Genomic DNA, 23,944 nt, shown 5'->3' on the forward strand with positions numbered 1-23,944 from the left:
TTTATAGGTATTGTGCGGGTAGCTGCTCCCTATTCTTGGTTGGCGACAGCGGATTTTGTGGCCGGGAGTAGTTGCTTGCAAGAAAGTGAAAATGAGCAAGATACAACGAAAAAGTGTAGAGAATGGGGTGCTAACTCCCGTTTTTTTGTGTATGTTTGCAGCATGAAAGGTTTTGTGAAACATCTGCTCATGGTCTCGCTTGCCCTGATACTGGGGTGGGCCTCGACGCTGTTTTATGTGTCGGAGGCAGAGACGGCATGGGTGCAGAGTAGCGAAACCGAGAGCCCCTATACGCTGACCGACAGTGACAGCCATTCGTACCCGGTGCCCAGTTTTGAGGCCATTGTGCCGGCCGAGCGGGTGGCGGGAATCCATACGGTACGGTTCCCCTCGTCGCCGGTAGCCGAACGGGTAGGGAGTCACACCGCATTCTCTTCGGCGCAGCAGTGCTGCTGCCAACTCATAACCCTTCGTGAAAAGTCAATCAGACACGATTACGAGGGGTATAAGGCCCAGTTGTGTTCACACGGGCATTATCTCTATTCGCTTTGTCAAATGCTTATTTAGCAGGGCGGGCAGGTGTTCCCTGTCCGGATTGCGGAAGCCGGTTGCCGCTTCCGGCTCTCTTGTCGTGCCTGCGTGTGCGGCAGGATGAGGTCGCCGTGCCGTGCCGCGGCGGGGCAGCGCATGACTTTATAAACCAATATTACCCTGACTATTAGCATTGAAACAAAAATGGAAAATAAAGAGAAAGAGACTCATGTGTCTAAATTTGCAGAAAACCCCTATGTAGAAATCAAAAAGAGAGTGTCGATGGCCGGTGTGTGGTCGGTTGTGGTTGCCGTGGTGGCCTTTGGTGCTTCGGCCGTGTTGTCCGACCCGCAGTCGTCGTTGAAACTGTTCCTCATTGTGGTGGGCGTTTGCTTCCTGATCTACGGTCTTATCAAATTGGCCGTGGGCAACAAGGTGGCTGTGTGCCGGGCCAACGGTAAGGTGTTGAAGAAACACGAACTCCTCTTCGAGAGCAGCGAGGTTTCGCGTTTGAAACAGATGGTCGAGAGCGGCAACTTCCAGTCGATAGGTTCGTTGCCTCGTGCCGTAGGTCATAAGGCCGGAGCCAAGCTGACCCTCTTTATCGACGACCAGAGCTTTGCTACGGCTCAGGTTTCGGAGTTTATCCCGTTTGATTACGAGCCGGTGATGTCGCCCATGAGCTACGACGGCGATCGGGTGAAAGAGATTGCCGCACTGACCAAAGCCGCATAACTGTTTTACGGCCACGCAAAGAGGGGATTTCGATTTAGTTGTTATGCCATAAAGGGATTGTATAGGAGATACGAAGGTTCTCGTATCGTTATGTGTTTGTTTAATGCCTTCTGTCGGGCTGTCAATAAGACTCCGGGCAGAAGGTATTTTTTTATTTGTTTGGGTTGCCTGCCTTTTGCTGCCTTTATAGTGGGTGATAAGTAGTGCAGGATGCGTCTCGGCCCAGTGTAAATGAAAACTTCGTTTTTATTTGCCTCGGCACTCGACTTTCACTACCTTTACAGAAGGCAGGATGCGTCTCGGCCCAGTACAAATGAAAACTTCGTTTTTATTTGCCTCGGCGCTCGACTTTCACTACCTTTACAGAAGGCAGGATGCGTCTCGGCCCAGTACAAATGAAAACTTCGTTTTTATTTGCCTCGGCGCTCGACTTTCACTACCTTTGTACGAGTATATAAAACCTAAAAACAGCTATTCTCATGAACCAAGTATCCGACCGTTTGGCAGCTCTTGCACCGTCGCAAACGCTTGCGATGTCGCAGAAAAGTAATGAACTGAAGGCTCAGGGTGTCGATGTAATCAACCTGAGTGTAGGAGAACCCGATTTCAATACCCCTCAGCATATCAAGGATGCGGCGAAGAAGGCGATAGACGACAACTTCTCGCACTATTCGCCCGTGCCGGGTTATATGGATTTGCGCCAGGCCATCTGCGCAAAACTGAAAAATGAGAATGGCCTCGACTTTACGCCCGACCAGATTGTGGTATCGAACGGTGCCAAACAGTCGATTTGCAACACGATTCTCTCGCTTGTCAATCCCGGTGACGAGGTGGTGCTGCCGGCTCCCTACTGGGTAAGCTATGTCGAGATGGTGAAGTTGGCCGAGGGCAAAAGCGTGATTGTAGAGACGGGTATCGAGCAGGATTTCAAGATGAGTGCCGCTCAACTCGAGGCTGCCATTACGCCCAAGACCAAGATGCTGATTCTGTGCACCCCCTCCAACCCGACGGGCAGCGTCTATTCGCACGACGAACTCGCGGCTTTAGCTGCCGTGCTGGAGCGTCATCCCCAAGTCTTTATCCTGGCCGACGAGATTTACGAGCACATCAACTACGTGGGTGCTCACCAGAGTATCGCCCAATTCCCCGCCCTGCGCGACCGGGTAATCATCGTCAACGGTGTCTCCAAGGGTTATGCCATGACGGGCTGGCGTATCGGTTTCATTGCCGCTCCGCTGTGGATTGCCAAGGCTTGCAACAAGTTGCAGGGCCAGTATACCTCGGGCGCTTCGTCGATTGCCCAGAAGGCTGCTGCCGCTGCCTTTGCCGGCGACCAGAGTTGTGTAGAGGAGATGCGTCGGGCTTTTGAACGTCGTCGCGACCTGGTGGTACGGTTGGCCCGCGAGATTCCCGGCCTGAAGGTGAACAACCCCGACGGGGCCTTCTACCTCTTCCCCGAGGTTAGCTACTATCTGGGCAAGGCCGATGGCGACCGCGTCATCAAGACTTCGTCCGACCTGGCCATGTACATCCTCGAGGTGGGCCATGTGGCTACCGTAGCGGGCGATGCCTTCGGGGCTCCCAACTACCTGCGCCTCTCCTATGCTACTTCCGAGGAGAATATCACCGAGGCCCTGCGCCGCATGAAAGAGGTGCTCGCCCGGTTGAAATAAGCGACAGTATCGACAACGATAATATAGTGCGGCCTCCTTGTCGCCCCGGATGTGGGGAATCGGCGAGGAGGCCGCTTTTGTGTGTATTAAGTAGAGAACCTTGAGAGTCAATAGCCGTGTTATTTTATTTCCACTCCATTACTTCTCGAATATGTGCACAGACTGCATCGAATCTGTCAACGAGTTGCAGCCAATCGGGTACGTCTTTGTTTATCCACCCCATTACGGTAATCATCTCGTTGTGAATTTCTTCTACTCGTTTTAGATTCCAGCAAATGGATTCATTGTGGAAAACTCGATTTCGGAAAGTTCTGAAGCTATTCAATGGGGCTGAAACCTTTTTTCTCTGACGATCTTTTTTGGGCATAAATGGGAATGCCCTGCGTAAATCCTTCCAGAGCAGGCGCTCATATTCACTGTTGAGTAACGATACCCAAAAGCCTAATGTCAATTCGGCTACAATTTTCGAAGGAGTAATGCTTTCGTGTCTCCCGGAAATCTGCTTGATGGCTTGTGTGATGTAATGATTCAATCTGGCCAATCCTGGGGTAGTCGGGAATACGGCATATCAATCGGTTCGCCCGGTCATTGTTTCAAGTTCCCTGCACAAGGCATTTCGTAGAGTAACTTCAAAAACCGAAAGGCTGGTATAAAAAGCCTCGGCCAATTCCAGATTACACTGGTAATGCAGAATGGCTCTTTTTTCATCACCTGGATAAAGATTGAAATATCGTTCCATCCTTTTGGTGGAGAAAACTTTTTCAAAATAGGCCTTGTTATATTCCATATTATTTGTACCTTTGTATTGCAGTCCCGGGTGTTCCTCTCCCAGCTTTCAGTTACTGGTGATGAATCCGGGTTTTTTTATGTCCATATACAAAGTTACAAATTCTTTTGCATAAATCATTCTTCTATTGGCGCTTTTGACTCCTTGTAGTTAATGGTCCTGCTCTCTATTGTTTTGCATTTACTCGAATGAGAAAAATGTGAATATCTACACAGAGAGATTGTATTACATGGAGTCCGGGTACTCCCTCCAAACAGCAGAACCCACCGTGCCTCGCGGCGTAGTGGGTTCGTCACAACTAAAAACAAACTTCAAATTTTAGGATTCTTTTCCCCTTTTGCAATTTAGATCAGGAGGAGAGAAAAGAGTTTATCTATTTGGCTTTACGTTTACAATAGCGTTGACATTGCCCGCACAGGTCGTAGCCCAGCAGGGCACCCAGGATGAAATCCTCCTCGGGGGTGAGTTCGTTCAGGGGGCGCGAGGCCAGCGATTGAATCACCTCGATACACTCGCGGCGGCCGAAGAAGAGGTTTATTTTGTTGCAGCCAATGGGCTGTATGCAGTAGTCGATGCGCTGTTTGTTCAGCCGGTCTACGGCAAACTCTTCGTAGCGGCGGTTGGTGGTGTAGAGTACCATGTGGCGCACCCCCTTCTTGTATTCATAGACGTGGTTCAAGAATACTTTCAGCTCGGCGGGGAAGGATTGGCAGGTAATCATGGGCGTAGTGCGTTTGGGTGAGGTTACAGGTCGAGGCTCTTTACCCAGGCCTCTATGCGGGCAGTGGTTTGATCGGCTTCGTTGGTCTCGTCGAGCGGGAGTCCTACGAAATCGCCGTCGACTACCGATACCGACGAGGAGAACGTGTAGCCGTCGGTAGCCACGTGGTTGCCGGTGAAGCGGCAGCCTGTCTCCTTCAGTTCGTCGTAGAGCAGGCCGATGGCGTCGCAGAAGGTGTCGGGGTACGACTCGCTGTCGCCGCAGCCGAAGAGGGCGATGGTTTTGCCGGTGAGATTGGCACTTCTCAACACCTTTACGGCATCGTACCAGTCGTCTTGCAGTTCGCCGCAACCCCAGGTCGAGGAGCCCAGTATCAGCGCCTCGTAGGGGGCGATGCTCTCGGCCGAGAGTTGGGCCGCATCGTGAATATCGGTTGAGGCGATTCCCAGTTTCTGGGCGATTGTGTGGGCTACTCCCTCGGTCATGCCGGTCGAAGAGCCGTAGAATATTCCTGTTCTTTTCATCGTCGTAACGGTTGTTTGGTTTTTACGGAGGCAAAGTAAAGGCATGCGGCCCGGCCGGCCAATACCTATATGTAGGGGTTTTCTCGCCAAGCCTACTTAGTTTGAGGGAAAAAGTGAGGTATTTCACTATTTTTCACTATCTTCGTTGCCTAAAACAGGGACGATAATGAAACGATACAAAAGGAGGTTTGGTATGATTGTGATAGTTGTTGCGGTGATTCTTGTTGCAGGGATGGTTGCCGTCATAGGAATTTGTAACGGTTTGGTAAAGGGGTATGCCCGCGACAAGACGTTCGACACGACCGATGCGATACCTCACCGTACCGTGGGGCTGCTGTTGGGCACGGCGCCCATTACTCCGCAGGGGGCCCATAACTACTACTTCGACTATCGTATCGAGGCTGCGGCCCGGTTGTTCCAGGCTGGCAAGATTAACTATATTCTGGTGAGCGGCGACAATCACGACCGCGACTACGACGAGCCCACCTGCATGCGCGATTCGCTGGTGGCCCACGGGGTACCGGCCGACCGCATCGTGCTCGACTATGCCGGGTTCCGTACGCTCGACTCCATCGTGCGGGCCAAGGAGATTTTCGGGCAGGACAGCCTCACCATCATCTCGCAGAAGTTTCACAACGAGCGGGCCATCTATCTGGCCAAGAGCAGCGGCATATCGGCCGTCGGCTATAATGCCCGCGACGTAGCCCGCCGGGCGAAGTATATAAAAATACACGGACGAGAGTACCTCGCCCGTGTGAAAATGTTTCTCGATCTCCTCACCGACAAGCAGCCCCGCTTCTTAGGGGAGAAAGAGGAGACGCCGTTTTAATCATTAACCGTATCTTCGACCGTCGGGTAGACGAGGTTTTTCTCTTCGATTACGTCGAGTACCTCGCGCAGGTATTTGTCGGCTTCCCAGCGGGCCATGGGCAGGTCGTGCAGCAGGTAGTTGCCGCAGTCGCGGGGAGCGGCGCCGGGTACCTCGCCCTCGAAGTCGCGGATGAAGCGGAAGGTCTCGCGCATGAGGTCGACGATGTCGCGCGACTCAAGGTCGCCCTGCACCAGAAAGTAGTTGCCGGTGCAGCAGCCCATGGGTCCCCAGAATACGATTTTGTCGCCCCATACCGGGTGGTTGCGCAGGAAGGTGGCAGCCAGGTGTTCGATGGTGTGCAGGGCTCCGTAGCCGATGGCGGGCTCGCGGTTGGGCTCTTTCATGCGGATGTCGAAGGTGGTGACTACGTGGTCGCCCAGATAGTCCTTGCGCGAGACGTAGATGCCGCGCAGCAGGTGAATGTGGTCTATGGTAAAACTGGGTATCTTTTTCATATCGGGTTATGTATTAGGGATTGATATGTATTACAGTTTGGCGATGAGGCTGGTGAGCACCTCGAACGAGCGGTGGGGGGCATCGTCCCAGAAGTGGTTGTATTGGGCCAGGTGACCCTCGATGCCCGGGGTGTCGCTGATGATGCGGAAGCTCAGGAAGGGGATACCGCGCATGCAGCATACCTGGGCAATGGAGCCCGACTCCATGTCGACGGCCATGCCTTCGGGGAAGAGGGCCTTGATTTCGGAGAGTTCGACCGGGTCGGTGATGAAGCGGTCGCCGCTGCATACCAGCCCCTTGTAGATGCGCAGCGAGGTCTCTACCTGCAGAGCCTTCTCGACTAGTGCCGGGTCGCTGTGGAACCGGGGCGGCAGCCCCTGTATCTGTCCCCAGGCGTTGCCTTCGCCACACCACACGTCGTGGTAGACAATCTCAGACCCGACGACAATATCCATCACTCGCATCGAGGCGTCTATGCCGCCGGCCACGCCGGTGTTGAGCACGCAGTCGGGGTGGTAGCGGTCGATGAGCTCGTAGGCCCGAATGGCCGACGATACCTTGCCGATGCCGCTCTGGGTGAGTATCAACTCGTGGGCACCGTTCGTGCCTATGGTAAAGAGCGAAGCGCCGTAGCGCTCTTCGCGGGGATTTTCCAGCAGGCGACGCACGCAATCGAGCTCGCTCTGCATGGCTACGATAATTCCTATTTTCATCTTCTTGTTTTTCTCTTTCGAGCAAAGGTAGGGGTATTCTCACATACCGCAAAATTTGTGTGGCGAAATTCACCGACGCGGGGCGATGTGAAGATTTCACCGGAATTTTCCGTACTTTTGCCACCGGATATTTTTACCGATGAAAGATTTTGTCGCCATAGATTTCGAGACTGCCAATTACGAACCCACGAGCATCTGCTCGGTGGGGCTTGTGGTGGTGCGCGGGGGCGAGGTGACGCACCGGGTGCATCGGCTGGTGTGCCCCGAGCCCGACTACTATGTGCGCCGTTTTTCGGAGGAGATTCACGGTATCTTCCCCGCCGATACCTGCCATGCTCCCAACTTCGGGCAGGTGTGGCGCGAGGTGTCGCCGCTGGTCGAGGGGCTGCGGCTGGTGGCGCACAACAAGGCTTTCGACGAACGGGTGCTGCGGGCGACCTGCCGCATGTATGGCATCGACTATGTGTATGGCAATTTCCTCTGCACCCTCACGCAGGCGCGGCGGGTGATTCCGCGCACGGCCATCGAGAACTATCGGCTGCCCACGGTGTGTGCCTATCTGGGTATCCCCTTCGACCACCATCACAACGCGTTGGCCGATGCCGAGGGTTGTGCCCGCATTGCCATGCGGTTGTGGCCGGACGACGACGTACAGCCGCGCCTTCGGTAGTAGTGGGGCCTTTTGCTCCTTTCGAAGCTCAATCGATTGACTTTCCCTTATCTCATCCTTACGGAAGCAACACCTCTTTGATGGCTCGTTGCAGGGTCTCCTTGTCCATGAGTCCGGCTGCAATCTGGGGCTGGTCCTTCATGGGGCAGAAGAGGAGGGTGGGGATGCTTTGCACCCCGAAGATGGCGGCCAACTGCGGTTCCTTGTCGACATCGATTTTATAGACATCGATCTGTCCGGCATATTCGGTAGCTATCTCCTCAAGTATGGGGGCCAGCTTGCGGCAGGGTCCGCACCATGTGGCGTAGAAGTCGACAATGCAGGGGCGGGCGCCCAGGAACTCCCAGCGGTCGGGGGTCTTCTCGAAGTTGGCCACCTTGGCGAGGAACTCGGCCTTGGTCAGGTGGCGGGGTTTTACGGTTTGTACTTTTGCGCTCTTTTCGGGTTGGGCCGGTTGCTCCTTGGCCTGGCAGGCAAAGAAAAAGGGCAGGCAGGCGAGGGTTATTCCCAACAGGTGTTTTACGTTCATAATGAGTATCGGGTTGCGTGTTTGACATCGGGCGGAGGTGCTGCTGCCCCGGGCCAAGCCGTCGGGCAGGTGGGGAAAAGCCGCGCTCCCCCGTCGTGACTTTCCGGCGACAAAGATACGAGGTTTGTCACAGAAAGCCGCAGGCGGAGGAGCTATTTTTCAGATTATTAGGGTTTCTTACGGAGCGTAAGGAGGCCGATGGCGGGCCGCGACGGGACCGGCGAGTCGGGCGGACTATATCGACGACTCGTTGACGATGGAGCCGCCCCGGTGGGTGGTGGGGAGGATATACGACGGCAGGTCGCGGCTGCAGATGTAGTTGCCTATGCAGCGGGTGATGAGGATGTCGTCGTGGTGCCCCTCCATGGCTCCGTAGCTGCCGTTGGGTTTGCGTTCGAACACGTCGTGCTCGTAGCAGGCCTGTGCGTCGTGCTCGATGTAGGCCCCTTCGCGCAGGGCCGACCGCTGTGCGTCGATGACCAGCACCTTGGTGGCGCGGTTCATGTGGAATCCCCAGCGCGAGGAGGGGCGCTGCCCGATGCTGTCGGGGGGAGCCTGCCGGGCGTAGAGGTTGTCGTAGTAGCGCGACAGGGTGTCGAGCAGGTAGGCCGAGTGTTCGCTGTCGTCGTGTTCGGTCTCGAGGGTGTTGCTCTCGATGACCAGCAGGGCATTCTGGTAGTAGGCGGCCAGTTGGGCGGCCTTCCAGGCGAGCAGGTCGTGGTCGATGTGTCCGCGCCACTGGGCCACCACCTCGGCCGGTCCCCCCTCGAGCATCCAGTAGCGGTCGAATATGGCGATGACCGAGTAGTCGGCCGCGTCGGAGCGGCCGCCGATGTCGACTACGGCCAGGTAGCGGTCGCGAATCTCGTGCTTCTCGGCCGGGTATTCCCACACCTGCAGCGGTCCGCCGGGGCGGGCCTCCAGTTCGATACCCTCGAGGGCATCGTGGCCGGTGAGCTCGCGGCCGTGGATGTCGCCCACGAATCGGGGAGCGCAGCAGCCGCGCCGCAACTTTTCGACCAACGTAGGATCGAATACCCGTTCGCCCGAGTAGCAGAAGGCCTCGATGTCGTCGCTGGGATACTCGGCCATCATGTCGGTGTGGCGGGCATACTCCTTGCGTTTCTGCCGGTACCAGGCGATGGCCTCGAGGGTGGCGCCTCGACTCCAGAGCATGCGCTCGTAGTCGGTGAGAGTGGCGATGAGCGACTCGTAATCGTCGACAGGTATGGCATACATCTCGATTTCGAACCAGGGGACAAAGGCAAACTGCTTGTCGCTCTCGTGCCGCTTGGCCCGCTCGCACTCCTGGTGAAAGTAGGAGCCGGTGCCGTTGGCCGTGCTCTCCATCACCACCATCGAGTAGGGGAGCAGCATGATGGAGCCGCAGACCGAGCGCACCAGCTGCTCGGGCGACTTCATGCGGCTGTTGCGCCAGAAGGCAACCTCGGAGAGGTGGGCCATGGCGGCATCGATACCCCGCACCGACTCCTGGCTCTCGGCCGAGCCGATGGTGACCCGGCAGTCGCGCCCGACGATGACCGAGGTGTTGGCCATGCGCTCGAAGGGGCGGAATTTGGGTCTGCCTCCCTCGAGCAGCCAGTCGGGGTAGTTGGCCAGCAGCTTGCTGTACATGCCCTTGATGTTGGCGGCCGACTCCTTGATATGGGCGCAAATCACGCTGTTCCAGTTGCGGCGGTGCACCAGCTGTATCCAGGCCATGTAAATCTGTATGAGGGTGGAACCGCCCCACTGGCGGGCCTTGAGGAGGATGAGGCGGATGGGGCGGTCGTGTGTGCGCATCGCCTCGAGCATGCCCAAGATGCGGCGTTGCGGGCGGTTGAGCCGAAAGGGGATGTCGTTGGCGCCCAGCTTGTCTTTGATGCGCACGAAGCAGAAGGCCCAGAACTCGAAATCGTAACGGATGCGCAGCCGTATCCACTCGCGCCAGAGGGTATCGAAGGGCGAGAGGTCGCCCTCCTCTTTCTCGCCGTCGACCGCCGGGGTGGAGCAGCCGTCGGGTACCTCGACCCCCTGCTGCCGCAGATGTCCGGCCAGACTGCCCGCCCGGGCAAGCTGCTGCACCAGCGGTTCGTCGAACATGGCAGCCGGGATATACTGGAGGGGGAGCGGAGCGTCGGCGAGCCGTATCGGACGGCGGTCGCCTGTGTCGCTCCCCTCGCCGGTTTCGGGTGAATAGTATCGTTTCAGTTTCTCATTTCTCAGTCGGTTGGCTTCAACCGTTATCGTTTCGTCGTGTTGTACAATCGCCATCTCTTTCGCTATTTTCTGCAAAAGAAATATCGCCAGCCCCCGGGTTTATGGCAGGGTAATAAAAGGTGGTGGCGAGGGGGCTTGAGCGGGTTCTGCTCGGGAGAGGTGGATAAAAGGAAACCCGGCGTTTCTTCCGCCGGGTTTCCTTTTGCCCGAGAGCAGAGGTCTCGGGTTTATGTGAGTTGCCTTATTTCGTGGCAGGGGTATCGGCCCCCGGTTGGCTTTCGGGAGTCGGGTTTCCAGGAGCAGGGGCTTCGGCGGAACTCTCGGCCGGCTTCTCCTCGCGAGGCTTCTCGGGCTTGTTGAGCTCGGGGTAGCTGATGCGGGTGTGGTAGATGGTCTTGAGCTTCTCGATGAAGGTAGCCTTGATGGTCTCCACATCGCGGAAACTGAGGGGCGTATCGCGCAGCAGGCCGTCGGCAATCTGCGAGTCGATGATGCGGTTGACGAGTTGCGAGATGCTCTCGTTGGTATACTCCTTGAGGCTGCGCGAGGCAGCTTCGACGGCATCGGCCATCATGAGGATACCCGTCTCCTTGGTGAAGGGGTTGGGACCGGGATAGGTAAATTTCGACTCGTCGACGGGGCGGTCGGGGTATTTGTTGCGGTAGGAGTTGTAGAAGAACTTGGCCTTGCCCTTGCCGTGGTGGGTGGCGATGAAGTCTTTGATGGCCTGGGGCAGTCCCTGTTTGTCGGCCATCTTGAGGCCGTCGACGACGTGCGAGATGACAATCTGTGCACTCTGCTCGAATGAGAGGGGCGTGTGGGGGTTGAATCCCGACTGGTTTTCGGTGAAGAAGGCGGGGTTCTTCAGTTTGCCGATGTCGTGATAGAGGGCGCCGGTACGTACCAGTTGGGCCTTGGCCCCGATTTTGTTGGCCGCTTCGGCTGCCAGGTTCGAAATCTGCAGCGAGTGCTGGAAGGTGCCGGGGCACTCTTCGGAGAGCTGGCGCAGTATGGGGTTGTTCACGTCGGAGAGCTCGACCAGCGTAACGGTAGAGATGAATCCGAAGGTCTTCTCGAAGATGTAGATGAGCAGGTAGGCGAAGAGCAGGAACACGCAGTTGATGCCGAAGTAGATGAACATGTTGTAGCTGATCTTCGACAGGTCGCCCTCGGAGAGGAGCGTGTAGCCTACGTAGGCAAAGCAGTAGGCCAGGAAGACGAGCACGGCGCAGCGCATGAGTTGCGACCGTCGCGACAGGTCGCTGAGGCTGTCGATGGCGGTCATGCCCACGATGAGCTGCAGGAAGATGAACTCGAGCGCAAAGGGGGCGGTGAAGGCGCAGATGAGTACGGTGATGAGGTGTACGTAGAGGGCCGTGCGGGAGTCGAAGAAGGTGACGACAATGATGGGTATGATGGCAAAGGGCACGAGGTATATGCCCTGAACTCGCACTTCGGAGAGGAAGAAGGCGATGAGCGAGATACCCACGATGAGCATCATCATAAACCCGAGGGTGCGCATCTCGTTGAAGGTCTGGGGCCGGAAGAGGGCCAGGAAGAGGTAGAAGAAGGCAAAGAGGCAGGCGAAGACGATAATCTGTCCCACGATGGTGTAGCCCCGGTGGTCGTTGCCGGTACTCTTCTTGAGCGATACGGTCTCGAGCGACTTGAGTATGCGGTAGGTTTGCGGGGTGATGATTTCGCCCCGGTCTACGATGCGTTCGCCGGCCTGCACGATGCCGTCGGAGAGGGCGATGCGTTGCAGCAGGTTATCCTTGAGCCGGTCGGTGGTGATGCTGTCGAAGGTGATGTTGGTGTTGAGGTAGTCGTTGAGGTTGCAGTTTTGCAGCACATGGTGCGAATAGGAGTCGGGGAAGCGGTTGATGATGTTCTCGTAGGCTTCGCGGGGCGACTGCAGTTCGGCCACGGGCATTTCGCAGGCTACGTTGTTCTGTACGATGCGTATCTCTTTGGTGGTTCCCGATTGCAGCCGGGTGTAGTCGTCGGACGAGATGATGCCCTTGTGGTAGGTTTCGCGCAGGGCTTGTACCAGGTTTCGGCGCAGGGCTGGCGTAATGGTGAGGCCGGGGCGGCTGGTGAGCGACTTCTCGAAGTCGGCGGTCGATTTGGCACCTATGGCTTCGTTGAATGAAAATACCGGCTGAAAGCCGAGCATGATGCTGTCTTTCTCTTGCTGGATGACGGCCTCGTCTTTGTAGATGGGGAAGTCGAAGGGGGCGGTGAGCAGGCCGTATTTCCAGGGTTTCCCTTCCTGGAAGGTGTAGCGGAATTTCCCTTCGCCGGGGAAGAAGTAGGTAACCAGCGCTACCGCAGCTATAAAAAAGAGCACTTGCAAGACTCGCTTGCTCGACAGAATCTTTTGTATACGGGATTGATCCATGATTTTAAGGGGTTATTCTTTGCAGCGTGCAGCCTTCTGTACGCCTTTGATTTTACGTAATTTGTTGCACAGCGACTCGATTACGCGGGTGTCGTGCACCATGATGTTGACCGTGCCGTTGAACACGCCTTCGTTGGCCTGTATCGAGAGGCCGCGCATGTCGATCATCAGCTCGTTGGAGATGACGCGGGTAATCTCGTTGAGGATACCCATGCGGTCGATGCCCTGAATCTCGATTTTGGCGGGGAAGGAGAGCGACTCGCTGGCCTCCCACTGGGTAGATACCAGACGGGGCCCGAAGCTCGACTTCAACCGCATGGCTACGGGACATTCGCGCTTGTGTACTACGACGGTTTCGTCGTCCTCGACATAACCCAGCACGTCGTCGCCGGGTATGGGACAGCAGCAGTCGGCCACCTTGTAGTTTTTCACACCGTTCTCGTCGCGCAGGATATAGGTTTGCTTGCGGTCGATGGTGGGCTGTTGCGGGGCCGGAGCCTTGGGTTGCTCGTTCTTGTTGCTGTTGCCGAACGAGAGCTTGAGGTATCGCATGAAGGGGTTCAGACTCTTGCCCTTGATGATTTTCTTGATGTTCTCGTTGAGGGTAATCTCTTCGTTGCCGATCTTGAAGAGGAGGTCGTCGCGATGTTGCAACCCCAGATTGCTCAGTATCTTGGTCATCAGCTCGTTGTTGAGCTCGATGTGGTTGCTCTCGAGAAACTCTTTCAGCTGGGCCTCGCCCTTGGCGATAATCTTGCGCCGGTCCTTACGCAGGGCGGCCAGGAGTCGGCTGCGGGCTTTGGCGGTGGTGACGAGGTTGAGCCACTCCTCCTTGGGAGTCTGCGACTTGGAGGTAAGAATCTCGACCTGGTCGCCGCTGTGCAGCTTCTGGCTCAGCGGTACGAGGCGGTGGTTCACCTTGGCGGCGATGCAGTGGAACCCCAGGTCGGAGTGCAGGGTGAAGGCCAGGTCGAGGGCCGTGGCATCCTTGGGCAGGGTGATGAGGTCTCCCTTGGGGGTGAAGACAAAAATCTCGGTACTGAAGAGGTTGAGCTTGATGGTATCGAGGAAGTCGATGGCGTTGGGTTCGGGGTGCTCGAGTATGTCCTTGATGGTCTTGAGCCAGATGTCGAGCTCCGACTCTTCGTCGGAGTTGCCTACCTTGTACTTCCAGTGGGCGGCGAAACCGCGCTCGGCGATTTCGTCCATCTTCTCGCTGCGTATCTGTACCTCGATCCAGTTGCCGTCGGGGCCCATGACGGTGAGGTGCAGGGCCTTGTAGCCGTTGGCCTTGGGGCGGCTCACCCAGTCGCGCGTGCGCTCGGGATGCAGCTTGTAGATGTCGGTGATGACCGAGTAGATGGTCCAGCACTCCTTCTTCTCGTCGGCCTCGTTGGGGCACTTGAAGATGATGCGCACGGCGTAGAGGTCGTAGACCTCCTCGAAGGGGATGTGCTTCGACTCCATCTTGTTCCAGATGGAGTAGATGGATTTGACGCGGGCCTTTATCTCGAAGTCGAATCCCAGCTCCTTGAGCTTGGCGACGATGGGCTTGGCAAAGTTGTTGTAGATTTGCTGGCGCGACTCTTCGGTCTCGGCAATCTTCTGTTTTATCTGGTTGTAGGCCTCGGGGTGTTCATATTTGAAAGCGAGGTCTTCGAGTTCGGTCTTGATGGCAAATAGTCCCAGGCGGTGAGCCAGCGGAGCGTAGATGTAGAGCGTTTCGCCGGCAATCTTGTATTGCTTGCTGGGGAGCATGGAGCCGAGGGTGCGCATGTTGTGCAGGCGGTCGGCCATCTTGATGAGGATGACGCGGATGTCTTCCGACATGGTGAGCAGCAGCCGGCGGAAGTTCTCGGCCTGGGCCGATGCCTGGTCGCCGAAGATACCGCCCGAAATCTTGGTGAGCCCGTCGACAATCGAGGCTATCTTTTTGCCGAAGTGGTTTTCGATGTCTTCGACCGTATACTCCGTGTCTTCGACCACGTCGTGGAGCAGAGCGGCGCATATCGAGGTGGAGCCCAGCCCTATCTCCTGGCTCACGATGCGGGCCACGGCAATGGGGTGGAGGATGTAGGGCTCGCCCGAACGGCGGCGGATACCCTTGTGGGCCTCTTTGGCAAACTTGAATGCACGCTCGATAATCTCGACTTTCTTGCGGTGGTTGGAGTTGAGATAGCCATTGAGCAGTTCCTGGAATTTATCTTCGATCAGTTGCTCTTCGTTGGTGTATGCTTGGTCGGACGGTTCCATAACTTTGAGATCTTAGTGAGATAGACAAAGATAAAGGATGTCGACTGTAAATGCAAATAAATTTTATATTTTGCCGAGCGGTTCTGCTTAAAATCCCTGCCGAATACTACAAACCCCTTACCATGAGGAGGATGCCTGCCTGGTAAGGGGTGGTTCGGTGGTTGTCTGGCCTGTGACAGTCGGGCGGTTATTTACCCTTGTCGAGTCGTATTTTCTCGTGGTAGAAATAGTTGACGATAACCGGTTTTCCCTGTTGCGAGCGGCCGTATGGCAGGTCGTTTATGCGGTAGGGATAGTCGTGCTGGCGGGCATATTGGGCGATGTCGGCCTCGAGACCTTTCCAGTAATCGGTGCGCTTGCGGTTGTAAATCTCTTCGTAGAGGGGCAGCAGGTGGGGATTCTTCTCCCGTATGTAGCTCATGATGCTGCCTTTGAACTGTCCGCGCAGGTTGAGGTTCTCGAGCCAGATGAGGTCGGCAAAATCTTTCACTTGCTCGATGATGGCCTTCACGTCGGTGATACCCGGGAAGATAGGCGAGATGAAACAGACGGTGCGGATGCCGGCGGCGTAGGTCTGTTTCATGGCTTCGATGCGGCGGGCGATGGTGGCGGCGTGGTCCATGTCGGCCCTGAACTCCTCGTCCAGTGTATTGATCGACCACGATACGGTGGCTTTGGGGAATTGCTTGAGCAGGTCGAGGTCGCGCAAGACGAGGTCGGATTTGGTGCAGACCATGATTTCGGCCGTACAGCCGCGCAGCTCCTCGAGGATGCGCCGCGTGCGGCGGAAGGTGGCCTCCTGCGGGTTGTAGCCGTCGGTCACCGAGCCGATGACGATGCGGCTGCCGTTGTACTTGTCGGGGTTCTTGATAGGGTCCCATGTTTTCACGTCGAGAAACGAGCCCCAGGGTTCGGGGTGTTTCGTAAACCGTTTCATAAAGGAGGCGTAGCAGTACCGGCAGGCATGGGTGCAGCCTACGTAGGGATTGACCGAATAGCCGCCGACCGGGAGGGTCGACTGGGTCATGATGCTGCGTACTTCGATTTCTCTGATTTCGGGTTCTGTGTTCATAGTCTTTGGTGTATAAACGATTGCGGTAATTCTTGAATCATCTTCTCTTCGCCAATGATCGGGACGAGTTCTTCCTTCATAAACAGGGGTATCCCGCAGGCTTTGGCCTGGTTGGCAATGTGGGCTATCCATTGGGGATTTGCCTCGATTTTTCCCTTGCGCCGCCCGGTTTCGGTACCGATGACCACCCAGTCGATGCCCTCGAGGTCGAGGTCGGGTATGTCGCCGAAGAGGGGTTCGAAGGTGACGTGGTAGTGACGGGCCCCGATGTGCCGGCGCAGGTCGGCGATGCGTCTCTTCTCGGCCTCGCAGGTGACGGTGACTCCCATCCATACGTTGTCGAGGTCGGTGTGGAAGTTTATCCGTTCGGGGTGTTTGGTGAGGAAGAGGCAGGCGTGCTGCGGATTACGGGCTATGCGGTCGAATATTTCGTCGGTCCACTCGGGGTGCCAGTCGGAGAAGTCGCTCATACCGGTGAGCAGGAAGTTGTGCGGGCGGGGATTGTCGAGCAGCCGCAGCTTGCGGCTCATGTATTCGGGTACGGAAAAGTCGTCCGTGATATGGAAGCGCCGGCAATTGTTGCGGGCATAGCAATAGCTGCATCCGATGGTACACCCGATGACGATATTCAGGTTCTGGATAAACGATTTGATACATTGGCTCATGGCTCGTCGCTTTTACAGGTTTGCTGTCGGTTGCAAAGTACGGAAACCGGGACCGATTGTCTCATACCCAAACCGAATGAAAATGTACCATTTTGATAAGTCGGCAGCGGTGGGGCAGATAGGGGCGGGGCTCCGATGAATCGGCTTCCGTCGGTTGTGCACCATGGGTACCAGTCTTGCGGCACACAAAAACAAAGGCCCGTCGGGCGGTTGCCCGGCAGGCCTCGGTATGGATGAGGGTGAGAGGGGGAGGACAGCGTTCCGGCCTCCTTTTCTCTCGCTTGTTTTATCTTTGTTAAAGCTCCTTGCCCGGTATCAGATCGAGAGCTTGCGCAGGGTGTTGAGCAGCTCGCGGTCGATGGGCTTGTCGTTCTTGATAGCCTTGTTGAAGGGGATGTATTCGATTTCGTTGTTGCGGATACCGATCATGACGTTGCGCTGGTCCTCGAGCAGGGCGTCGATGGCTGCGGCACCCATGCGGCTGGCCAGGATGCGGTCGTGGGCCGTGGGCGAACCACCGCGCTGGATGTGGCCCAGAATGGTAACGCGCACGTCGTATTGCGGATACTCTTTCTGTACGCGCTCGGCCAGGTGCATGGCACCGCCCGTGATGGGGCTTTCGGCCACGAGTACGATACTACTGTTTTTCGATTTGCGGAATCCGTTTTTGATGAGTTCTTCGAGTTGGTCGACCTCGGTCGAAATCTCGGGGATGATGGCAGCCTCGGCACCGGTAGCGATGGCACCGTTGAGGGCGAGGAACCCGGCATCGCGGCCCATGACCTCGATGAAGAAGAGGCGCTCGTGCGAGGTGGCCGTGTCGCGAATCTTGTCGACGGCCTCCATGATGGTGTTGAGAGCCGTGTCGTAACCGATGGTGGTGTCGGTACCGAAGAGGTCGTTGTCGATGGTACCGGGCAGACCCACGATGGGGTAGTTGTATTCGGTGGCAAAGATGCGGGCACCGGTGAGGGTACCGTCGCCGCCGATGACTACAAGTGCGTCGATGCCCTCTTTGACAAGGGTGTCGTAGGCAATCTTACGGCCTTCGGGGGTTTTGAATTCCTGGCAGCGGGCTGTCTTCAGGATGGTACCGCCCTGCTGTATGATGTTACTTACATTTTGCGTTTTGAAAGGAGCTATTTCGTCGGTGATCAGACCTTTGTAACCTCTGTAAATACCTTTTACCTCAAATCCGTTGTAGATGGCTGCACGGGTTACCGCGCGAATAGCCGCATTCATTCCGGGAGCATCGCCTCCGGAAGTCAAAATACCTATACATTTAATTTGCGACATAACCTGTAATGTTTAGTTGTTGGCAAAGATAAAGATAAAAATCGAATTACCGATGCTGAATAGTTAACGATAGTTGTAAATAAATGTTTACCCCCGGGCCGATTTTTTATTCGGTGGGGTAGAATGTCATTTGCTTGTGAGGTTCGCGTCTTATTTGTCGGCAGTTTTCCCACTCTCTTTCCCGTCGAGCAGGCGGGCTACATAGTCCTGCACTTCGGTCATCAGCCAGCGGGGGGTCGAGGTGGCACCGCAGATGCCGATGCTCTCTTTCCCCTCGAGCCAGGCGGGGTCGATTTCGGAGAGGTCGGAGACCAGGTGCGACTGGGGGTTGACCTGCAGGCATTCGCCGAAGAGCACGCGGCCGTTGGAGCTCTTTTTGCCGCAGACGAAGAGCACGAGGTCGTGGCGCCGGGCAAACTCGCGGATGTTGGGGATGCGGTTGGCTACCTGCCGGCAGATGGTGTCGAACGACTCGAAACGGCCGTCGGGTTTCAAGTGCTTGATTTCGTCGACGATGTGGCGGAAGCCCTCGACCGACTTGGTGGTCTGCGAGTAGAGGAGCAACTTTTTGTCGAGATCGATTTTGTCGAGGTCGTTACTGCCCTCGATGACAACGGCCTCGCCGTGGGTCTGGCCCACCAGGCCGTTCACCTCGGCGTGCCCGTTTTTCCCGTAGATGACGATTTGGGCCTCGCCGGGCGGGTTGGAGTCGTAGGCGGTCTTTATCTTGCGTTGCAGTTGCAGCACCACGGGGCAGGTGGCGTCGATAATCTCGATGTGGTTCTCGGCGGCGATGCGGTAGGTTTCGGGAGGCTCGCCGTGGGCGCGCAGCAGCACCTTCACGTCGTGCAGTTGCTTGAGCTGCTCGTGGTCGATGGTGATGAGCCCCTTGGCCTTGAGCCGCTCCACCTCGTTGCTGTTGTGGACGATGTCGCCCAGACAGTAGAGGTGACCGGTGCGGTCGAGCTCCTCCTCGGCCTTGCGTATGGCGGTGACTACTCCGAAGCAGAATCCCGAGTGTTCGTCGATTTCTATGCGTGCCATCTTGTCTCTCTCCTTTCGTTTGGGTCGGGGGTTATTGTTGTTTGGCTACGGCCTCTTCGTATCGGGCCAGCAGCCAGGCGTCCTGCTCGTCGAGGGTCATGTGCGAGTTGTCGAGCAGGATGGCGTCGTCGGCCCGACGCAGGGGACTCTCCTGGCGGGTCTGGTCTATGTGGTCGCGCTTGTTGATGTTGGCCACCACTTCGTCGAAATCGACGGCCACGCCTTTGGCTTGCAGCTCGTCGACCCGGCGTTGGGCGCGGGTCTCGGCCGAGGCGGTGACGAATATCTTCAGCTCGGCATGGGGGAATACGGTGGTACCGATGTCGCGGCCGTCCATGACGATGCCCTTGCGTTCGCCCATCTTCTGCTGGGCGGCCACCATGGCGGTGCGTACGAAGGGGATGGCGCTCACGGGGCTCACCTTGTCCGATACCCGCATGGAGCGAATCTCCTGCTCCACGTCCCGGCCGTTGAGGAAGGTGTGGGTCTTGCCCGAGGCGGGGTCGGGGCGGAAGTCGATGTGGATGTCGTCCATGCGCGACCGCAGCGCTTCGGTGTCGACGGTGTCGCCGTCGATGAGGTTGTGGTCGAGGCAGTAGAGGGTGACGGCGCGGTACATGGCGCCGCTGTCGATATAGATGTAGCCGATGCGGCGGGCCAGGGCCTTGGCCATGGTGCTTTTGCCGCAAGACGAAAATCCGTCGATGGCGATGGTGATACGAGGTTTATCCATAGATGATTGCTATTTTTTGAATTCAAAGAGGTTGAGCGAGAGGTTCACCATGAGGGTGGTGGCTCCCGTGTGTTGCTGGGCCAGGGCTATGCCGAGGCCGAACATGCGCACCTTGATGCCGCCGCCGATGCTGAATCCCGAGAGGAAGTTGCGGCTGGCCGTCTTCATGTCGGTGCGGGTCTTGTAGTTGTATCCCACCCCGAAGTAGAGGCGGTCGGTGGGCAGGAACTCCACGCCGAAGATGAGGTGGCGGAAGAGGTTGTCGACAAAGCCGCTCTTCTCGACAATATCGGAGTTGCCGGTGTAGGCGCTGTTCTCGATGGTCGGGTAGGGCAGCTTCCAGCGGGTGAGGTTGCGGGCCGTGACCGAGATGCGTATGGGGGCATGCTCGAGACTCTGGGTGTAACCGAGTTGCAGGTCGAAGGGCATGCGTTCGAAGGTCTCGTTGTAGCGCTTGATCTGGCCTCCCAGGTTGCGGGCCACGAGCGAGAGCGACAGGTCGTTGTCGGCGTTGTAGTAGTTGAGGCCCAGATCTACGGCCAGGGCCCACGAGGTGTATTGCTCGTAGGAGGAGTAGATGACCTTGGCGTTGACGCCGCCGCGCAGCGTGGAGGTGATGTCGTGCGAGTAGATGCCGTTGAAGACGATGTCTTTGGGCGAAAACTCGCCGGTGATGACGCCCGTCTCGTCGGCGCTCTTCATCTTGCCGTAGCCGTAGTACTGGATACCGGCCGCCCAGGCGCTGCGTTCGCTGGCCGCCTTGCCGAAGGTGACCCCGGCCAGGTTGATGCCGCCCACATACTTCATGTAGTTGAGCCCCAGTTGCAGGTCCGATTCGGGCCCCAGCAGGGCGGGGTTCTGGTTGACGAGGTTGATGTCTTCGTCGATAACCGATATGTTGGTGCCGCCCAGCGCGTAGGCATGGGTGGAGGTGGGGATGTTGAGGAAGTCGAACGAGCTTGTCCCCTCCTGTCCCCGCCCGGTCAGGCAGATGACCAGTGCCAGCAGTACCGATATGTATCGAAGCGAGTATCTCATAATTCCTTTTCGGCGTGCAAAGATAGTGAAAGGCGAGAGCCGAGGCAAACGGAAAACTTGTTTTTCAAGTTTGACAGGGCCGAGCCGCCTCCTTTCTTCTGGAAAGATAGTGAAAGGCGAGAGCCGAGGCAAACGGAAAAACTTGTTTTTCAAGTTTGACAGGGCCGAGCCGCCTCCTTTCTTCTGGAAAGATAGTGAAAGGCGAGAGCCAAGGCAAACGGAAAACCTGTTTTCAAGTTTGACAGGGCCGCCTCCTGTTTTCGTATAACAAAGATAGCGAGAGGCGAGGGGAAAATGAAATATCGAAACTGGTTTCGAATATTTTCTGTCTCGGGCCGTCCTCTATCTTCCTGTAAAGGAACCGGGGTAAGCGGTTCCCCACGGTTTAATAACGCAAAAAAGGAAAATAAAGTATATCGCCCCGGCGGTTTGTGGGTAAACTTATCGGGCTCCCGCTTGTTCGACTCGACAGAAATGATTAAATTTGACCTCCATTCTATGTAAAACATCAAAAATCGGAAAAGAAAATTTATGGAAGGTTTGCAAAAATATTTCGACACGATAGAGAGTGCCCTGTCTCAGATAGAGTATGCCCCGTCGCCCGACGGGCTGTATGCGCCGGTGCGTTACGAATTGTCGCTGGGGGGCAAGCGGGTGCGCCCGTTGTTGGCGTTGCTGGCCTGCGAGATGTTTGGCGGCGATTGCCGTCGGGCCATCGATGCCGCCGTGGGACTGGAGGTGTTTCACAACTTCACCCTCCTGCACGACGACGTGATGGACAAGGCCGATGTGCGCCGGGGCAAGCCTACGGTACACAAGGTGTGGGACGAGAATACGGCCATTCTCTCGGGCGATGCCATGCAGATTATCGCCTTCCGCTATATAGCCCGCACACCGGCTCCGCACACGGCGGCTGTCATCGACTGGTTCCTGAAGACGGCCCTCGAGATTTGTGAGGGGCAGCAGTTCGACATGGAGTTTGAAAGCCGCGACGATGTGACCGAGGCCGAATACATCGAGATGATACGCCTCAAGACGGCCGTATTGCTGGGCGGTGCCCTGAAGATTGGCGCCATCATAGGCGGTGCCGGTGCCGACGATGCCGACCGCATCTACCGATTCGGCGAATCGCTGGGGCTGGCCTTCCAGTTGCAGGACGACTGGCTCGATGTCTATGGCGATCCGGCCCGTTTCGGCAAGAAGATAGGCGGCGATATTCTCAACAACAAGAAGACCTACATGCTCATCAATGCCCAGCGCAGAGCCCAGGGTACCGATGCCGAGGAGCTGTCGCGCTGGCTGTCGGCTACCGATTACGACCCGGCCGGGAAGATTGCGGCCGTGACCGCCCTCTACAACCGTCTGGGCGTGGGCGAACTGTGTCTGCAACAGGTCGACGACTACAGCCGTCGGGCCATCGAGGCGTTGCAGCAGATTGCCGTGCCCGAGGCCGCCAAACAGCCGTTGTACGACCTGGCCCGGTCGCTTATCAAACGAGACCATTGATTCACCTTTTTACCGAAATCCCCGTATCGTCATGCCATACCGCCGATTGCCCAATACCGACAAAGCCCGCATCGCCGCCCTCGAGAAGGCGGTGGCGATGGAGCACGCCTGTGATGTGGAGCATCAGGCGGCTTCGTACAAGACCCTGAACGAGGCGCGGGTCCTGTTGCGGCGCTTCAAGAGTGCCGTAGAGCAGTTCCAGTATTGCTACACGGCCCAGGCCGAGGCCAACCGTCGGTATCAGGAGCATCTGAAGACGGCGCGGCTCTACATCTCGCACTTCATCCAGGTGCTCAACCTGGCGGTGGTCCGCAACGAGGTGCGCAAGGAGCACAAGCTCTTCTACGGCCTCGACCCCGACGACTTTGCCGTGCCCGACCTCACGAGCGAGAAGCATATCCTCATGTGGGGCGAACGCCTGATCGAGGGGGAGCGCGAGCGGCTTTCGCACGGAGGGGCACCCATCTACAACCCTACGATTGCCAAGGTTTCGGTGCACTACGATATTTTCAAGGATGCCTACCGCGAGCAGCAGAACTACAAGCTCAACACTACCCGCTCGCAGTCGGGGCTCGATGTGCTGCGCGAGGAGGCCGACCGAATCATTCTCAACCTCTGGAACCAGGTGGAAGCCTATTATGCCGCACTTCCGCCGGCCGAGCGGTTGGCCCGCTGCCAGACCTACGGCATCGTCTACTATTACCGGAGCGGCGAAAAACGACCCGAAAATGATTGATACACATACTCATATTTATCTCGAAGAGTTTGACGAAGACCGCGCTGAAGTGGTGCGCCGTGCCCGCGAGGCAGGTGTGGAGCGGGTGATACTGCCCAATGTCGACCTCGATACGGTAGCGGCCATGCAGGCCACCCACGACCTTTACCCCGGCTATTGCCGCATGGCCATGGGGTTGCACCCCACCTCGGTCGATGCCGACTATCGCGAGCGGCTCGACCAGACGCACCGGTTGCTGCTGGCCGGCGACTATTGTGCCGTGGGCGAAATCGGTCTCGACCTCTATTGGGACAAGACGTTCGCCCGGGAGCAGGAGGAGGCTTTTGTCGTGCAGACGGGTTGGGCCGTCGAGCTCGACCTGCCCGTGATTATCCACTGCCGCGATGCCTTTGCCGAGATGGTGGCGCTGTTGCAGTCGGGGCGGGTGCCGTCGTTCCGGGGGGTATTCCACAGCTTCACTGGCACGGCCGACGAGGTGCGTACCCTGCGCACGTTGGGCGACTACTACTTCGGTATAAACGGCATCGTCACCTTCAAGAACGCCCACCTCGAAGAGATGGTGCGCGAGGTAGGCATCGACCGCCTCCTGCTCGAGACAGATGCTCCCTATCTGGCCCCCGTGCCCTACCGGGGCAAGCGCAATGAGCCGTCGTATCTGCCTCGCATGGCCCAGCGCATAGCCGATATTCTGGGCGTGACGCTTGCCGAGGTCGAGGCGGCTACCACGGCCAATGCCTTCCGTCTGTTCGGGGAGTGGTGACCCCACTCAC

General features: G+C 57.1%; 23 protein-coding genes. 8 read left to right on the forward strand and 15 right to left on the reverse strand.

What is annotated here, in order from left to right:
* The first annotated feature begins 162 nt into the window (after positions 1-162).
* The 3 genes from NW211_RS12485 (at position 163) to NW211_RS12495 (ending at position 2,939) form a co-directional block, all read left to right on the forward strand.
* Positions 163-567: a hypothetical protein gene (locus NW211_RS12485; RefSeq protein WP_258328046.1), complete on the forward strand. Its 405-nt coding sequence runs from the start codon at positions 163-165 to the stop codon at positions 565-567.
* Between the two features lie 168 nt (positions 568-735).
* Positions 736-1,266, forward strand: a complete 531-nt coding sequence (locus NW211_RS12490; protein ID WP_258328047.1) for a hypothetical protein — start codon at positions 736-738, stop codon at positions 1,264-1,266.
* Between the two features lie 479 nt (positions 1,267-1,745).
* A complete protein-coding gene (locus NW211_RS12495) occupies positions 1,746-2,939 on the forward strand; it encodes a pyridoxal phosphate-dependent aminotransferase (protein ID WP_258328048.1) in 1,194 nt (397 codons plus the stop codon).
* 568 nt (positions 2,940-3,507) lie between these two features.
* Here the strand turns inward: NW211_RS12495 and NW211_RS12500 are convergent.
* The 3 genes from NW211_RS12500 to fldA form a co-directional block, all read right to left on the reverse strand.
* Positions 3,508-3,726 carry a hypothetical protein gene (locus tag NW211_RS12500; RefSeq protein ID WP_258328049.1) on the reverse strand — a complete coding sequence of 73 codons (219 nt, stop codon included), beginning with the start codon at positions 3,724-3,726 and terminating at the stop codon, positions 3,508-3,510.
* 373 nt (positions 3,727-4,099) lie between these two features.
* The gene (locus NW211_RS12505) at positions 4,100-4,447 is read right to left on the reverse strand and encodes a DUF2023 family protein (protein WP_087408694.1); all 348 of its coding nucleotides are present in this window, start codon (positions 4,445-4,447) and stop codon (positions 4,100-4,102) included.
* Positions 4,448-4,470: 23 nt separating this feature from the next.
* A complete protein-coding gene (gene fldA, locus NW211_RS12510) occupies positions 4,471-4,971 on the reverse strand; it encodes a flavodoxin FldA (protein WP_258328050.1) in 501 nt (166 codons plus the stop codon).
* 193 nt (positions 4,972-5,164) lie between these two features.
* Here fldA and NW211_RS12515 point away from each other — a divergent pair, with 193 nt between their 5' ends.
* Positions 5,165-5,800 (forward strand): vancomycin high temperature exclusion protein, encoded by a 636-nt coding sequence (locus tag NW211_RS12515; RefSeq protein WP_258328051.1) that lies wholly within the window; start codon positions 5,165-5,167, stop codon positions 5,798-5,800.
* Here the strand turns inward: NW211_RS12515 and NW211_RS12520 are convergent.
* Together NW211_RS12520 and NW211_RS12525 are read right to left on the reverse strand one after the other, a co-directional pair.
* A complete protein-coding gene (locus tag NW211_RS12520; protein ID WP_258328052.1) occupies positions 5,797-6,297 on the reverse strand; it encodes an S-ribosylhomocysteine lyase in 501 nt (166 codons plus the stop codon). The two genes, NW211_RS12515 and NW211_RS12520, sit on opposite strands and share 4 nt — an antisense overlap.
* A 30-nt stretch (positions 6,298-6,327) precedes the next feature.
* Positions 6,328-7,011: a 5'-methylthioadenosine/adenosylhomocysteine nucleosidase gene (locus NW211_RS12525; protein ID WP_258328053.1), complete on the reverse strand. Its 684-nt coding sequence runs from the start codon at positions 7,009-7,011 to the stop codon at positions 6,328-6,330.
* 139 nt (positions 7,012-7,150) lie between these two features.
* Here NW211_RS12525 and NW211_RS12530 point away from each other — a divergent pair, with 139 nt between their 5' ends.
* Positions 7,151-7,681, forward strand: coding sequence for a 3'-5' exonuclease (locus NW211_RS12530; RefSeq protein WP_087408687.1), 531 nt, complete (start codon positions 7,151-7,153; stop codon positions 7,679-7,681).
* 58 nt (positions 7,682-7,739) lie between these two features.
* On the opposite strand, the gene trxA is transcribed toward NW211_RS12530, so the two are convergent.
* From trxA to porQ, 10 genes are all read right to left on the reverse strand, one after another.
* Positions 7,740-8,210 (reverse strand): thioredoxin, encoded by a 471-nt coding sequence (trxA, locus tag NW211_RS12535; protein WP_087408686.1) that lies wholly within the window; start codon positions 8,208-8,210, stop codon positions 7,740-7,742.
* Positions 8,211-8,444: 234 nt separating this feature from the next.
* A complete protein-coding gene (locus tag NW211_RS12540) occupies positions 8,445-10,484 on the reverse strand; it encodes a hypothetical protein (protein WP_258328054.1) in 2,040 nt (679 codons plus the stop codon).
* 187 nt (positions 10,485-10,671) lie between these two features.
* Complete coding sequence (locus NW211_RS12545) at positions 10,672-12,831, reverse strand: HD family phosphohydrolase (protein ID WP_258328055.1); 2,160 nt, start codon at positions 12,829-12,831, stop codon at positions 10,672-10,674.
* Positions 12,832-12,843: 12 nt separating this feature from the next.
* Positions 12,844-15,084, reverse strand: coding sequence for a bifunctional (p)ppGpp synthetase/guanosine-3',5'-bis(diphosphate) 3'-pyrophosphohydrolase (locus NW211_RS12550; RefSeq protein ID WP_258328056.1), 2,241 nt, complete (start codon positions 15,082-15,084; stop codon positions 12,844-12,846).
* Between the two features lie 187 nt (positions 15,085-15,271).
* Positions 15,272-16,156 carry a radical SAM mobile pair protein B gene (locus NW211_RS12555; protein ID WP_258328057.1) on the reverse strand — a complete coding sequence of 295 codons (885 nt, stop codon included), beginning with the start codon at positions 16,154-16,156 and terminating at the stop codon, positions 15,272-15,274.
* Positions 16,153-16,821: a radical SAM mobile pair protein A gene (locus NW211_RS12560; RefSeq protein ID WP_258328058.1), complete on the reverse strand. Its 669-nt coding sequence runs from the start codon at positions 16,819-16,821 to the stop codon at positions 16,153-16,155. Before NW211_RS12560 ends, NW211_RS12555 begins: the two co-directional genes overlap by 4 nt.
* 315 nt (positions 16,822-17,136) lie before the next feature.
* Positions 17,137-18,117 (reverse strand): 6-phosphofructokinase, encoded by a 981-nt coding sequence (gene pfkA, locus NW211_RS12565; protein ID WP_087408680.1) that lies wholly within the window; start codon positions 18,115-18,117, stop codon positions 17,137-17,139.
* 150 nt (positions 18,118-18,267) lie between these two features.
* Positions 18,268-19,161 carry a 4-hydroxy-3-methylbut-2-enyl diphosphate reductase gene (locus NW211_RS12570; protein WP_087408679.1) on the reverse strand — a complete coding sequence of 298 codons (894 nt, stop codon included), beginning with the start codon at positions 19,159-19,161 and terminating at the stop codon, positions 18,268-18,270.
* 31 nt (positions 19,162-19,192) lie between these two features.
* Entirely contained in the window at positions 19,193-19,894 is a 702-nt protein-coding gene (cmk, locus tag NW211_RS12575; protein WP_087408678.1) for a (d)CMP kinase, read from the reverse strand.
* Positions 19,895-19,903: 9 nt separating this feature from the next.
* Positions 19,904-20,932, reverse strand: a complete 1,029-nt coding sequence (porQ, locus tag NW211_RS12580; RefSeq protein WP_258328059.1) for a type IX secretion system protein PorQ — start codon at positions 20,930-20,932, stop codon at positions 19,904-19,906.
* A 531-nt stretch (positions 20,933-21,463) separates the two neighbouring features.
* Between porQ and NW211_RS12585 the strand changes: the two genes are divergently transcribed.
* The 3 genes from NW211_RS12585 to NW211_RS12595 are packed head-to-tail and all read left to right on the forward strand — an operon-like array spanning position 21,464 to position 23,934.
* On the forward strand, positions 21,464-22,438 hold the full coding sequence (locus NW211_RS12585; protein WP_258328060.1) for a polyprenyl synthetase family protein: 975 nt from the start codon (positions 21,464-21,466) through the stop codon (positions 22,436-22,438).
* A 31-nt stretch (positions 22,439-22,469) separates the two neighbouring features.
* Positions 22,470-23,174 (forward strand): hypothetical protein, encoded by a 705-nt coding sequence (locus NW211_RS12590; protein WP_087408674.1) that lies wholly within the window; start codon positions 22,470-22,472, stop codon positions 23,172-23,174.
* Positions 23,167-23,934: a TatD family hydrolase gene (locus NW211_RS12595; protein ID WP_258328061.1), complete on the forward strand. Its 768-nt coding sequence runs from the start codon at positions 23,167-23,169 to the stop codon at positions 23,932-23,934. The genes NW211_RS12590 and NW211_RS12595 overlap by 8 nt, the downstream gene beginning before the upstream one ends.
* Positions 23,935-23,944 lie beyond the last annotated feature (10 nt).

Origin of the sequence: Barnesiella sp. ET7, from assembly GCF_024733785.1 — a bacterium.
Taxonomy (GTDB): Bacteria; Bacteroidota; Bacteroidia; order Bacteroidales; family Barnesiellaceae; genus Barnesiella; species Barnesiella merdigallinarum.

Bases quoted from the DNA above. Each gene is read 5' to 3' on its own strand.
- NW211_RS12515 (WP_258328051.1), top strand. From the start codon at position 5,165: ATGATTGTGATAGTTGTTGCGGTGATTCTTGTTGCAGGGATGGTTGCC.
- NW211_RS12530 (WP_087408687.1), top strand. From the start codon at position 7,151: ATGAAAGATTTTGTCGCCATAGATTTCGAGACTGCCAATTACGAACCC.
- pfkA (WP_087408680.1), bottom strand. From the start codon at position 18,117: ATGTCGCAAATTAAATGTATAGGTATTTTGACTTCCGGAGGCGATGCT.
- NW211_RS12490 (WP_258328047.1), top strand. From the start codon at position 736: ATGGAAAATAAAGAGAAAGAGACTCATGTGTCTAAATTTGCAGAAAAC.
- NW211_RS12540 (WP_258328054.1), bottom strand. From the start codon at position 10,484: ATGGCGATTGTACAACACGACGAAACGATAACGGTTGAAGCCAACCGA.
- NW211_RS12550 (WP_258328056.1), bottom strand. From the start codon at position 15,084: ATGGAACCGTCCGACCAAGCATACACCAACGAAGAGCAACTGATCGAA.
- NW211_RS12495 (WP_258328048.1), top strand. From the start codon at position 1,746: ATGAACCAAGTATCCGACCGTTTGGCAGCTCTTGCACCGTCGCAAACG.
- NW211_RS12595 (WP_258328061.1), top strand. From the start codon at position 23,167: ATGATTGATACACATACTCATATTTATCTCGAAGAGTTTGACGAAGAC.
- NW211_RS12570 (WP_087408679.1), bottom strand. From the start codon at position 19,161: ATGGCACGCATAGAAATCGACGAACACTCGGGATTCTGCTTCGGAGTA.
- NW211_RS12525 (WP_258328053.1), bottom strand. From the start codon at position 7,011: ATGAAAATAGGAATTATCGTAGCCATGCAGAGCGAGCTCGATTGCGTG.
- porQ (WP_258328059.1), bottom strand. From the start codon at position 20,932: ATGAGATACTCGCTTCGATACATATCGGTACTGCTGGCACTGGTCATC.
- NW211_RS12500 (WP_258328049.1), bottom strand. From the start codon at position 3,726: ATGGAATATAACAAGGCCTATTTTGAAAAAGTTTTCTCCACCAAAAGG.
- NW211_RS12520 (WP_258328052.1), bottom strand. From the start codon at position 6,297: ATGAAAAAGATACCCAGTTTTACCATAGACCACATTCACCTGCTGCGC.
- NW211_RS12555 (WP_258328057.1), bottom strand. From the start codon at position 16,156: ATGAACACAGAACCCGAAATCAGAGAAATCGAAGTACGCAGCATCATG.
- trxA (WP_087408686.1), bottom strand. From the start codon at position 8,210: ATGAACGTAAAACACCTGTTGGGAATAACCCTCGCCTGCCTGCCCTTT.
- NW211_RS12505 (WP_087408694.1), bottom strand. From the start codon at position 4,447: ATGATTACCTGCCAATCCTTCCCCGCCGAGCTGAAAGTATTCTTGAAC.
- NW211_RS12485 (WP_258328046.1), top strand. From the start codon at position 163: ATGAAAGGTTTTGTGAAACATCTGCTCATGGTCTCGCTTGCCCTGATA.
- NW211_RS12545 (WP_258328055.1), bottom strand. From the start codon at position 12,831: ATGGATCAATCCCGTATACAAAAGATTCTGTCGAGCAAGCGAGTCTTG.
- NW211_RS12560 (WP_258328058.1), bottom strand. From the start codon at position 16,821: ATGAGCCAATGTATCAAATCGTTTATCCAGAACCTGAATATCGTCATC.
- NW211_RS12590 (WP_087408674.1), top strand. From the start codon at position 22,470: ATGCCATACCGCCGATTGCCCAATACCGACAAAGCCCGCATCGCCGCC.
- cmk (WP_087408678.1), bottom strand. From the start codon at position 19,894: ATGGATAAACCTCGTATCACCATCGCCATCGACGGATTTTCGTCTTGC.
- fldA (WP_258328050.1), bottom strand. From the start codon at position 4,971: ATGAAAAGAACAGGAATATTCTACGGCTCTTCGACCGGCATGACCGAG.
- NW211_RS12585 (WP_258328060.1), top strand. From the start codon at position 21,464: ATGGAAGGTTTGCAAAAATATTTCGACACGATAGAGAGTGCCCTGTCT.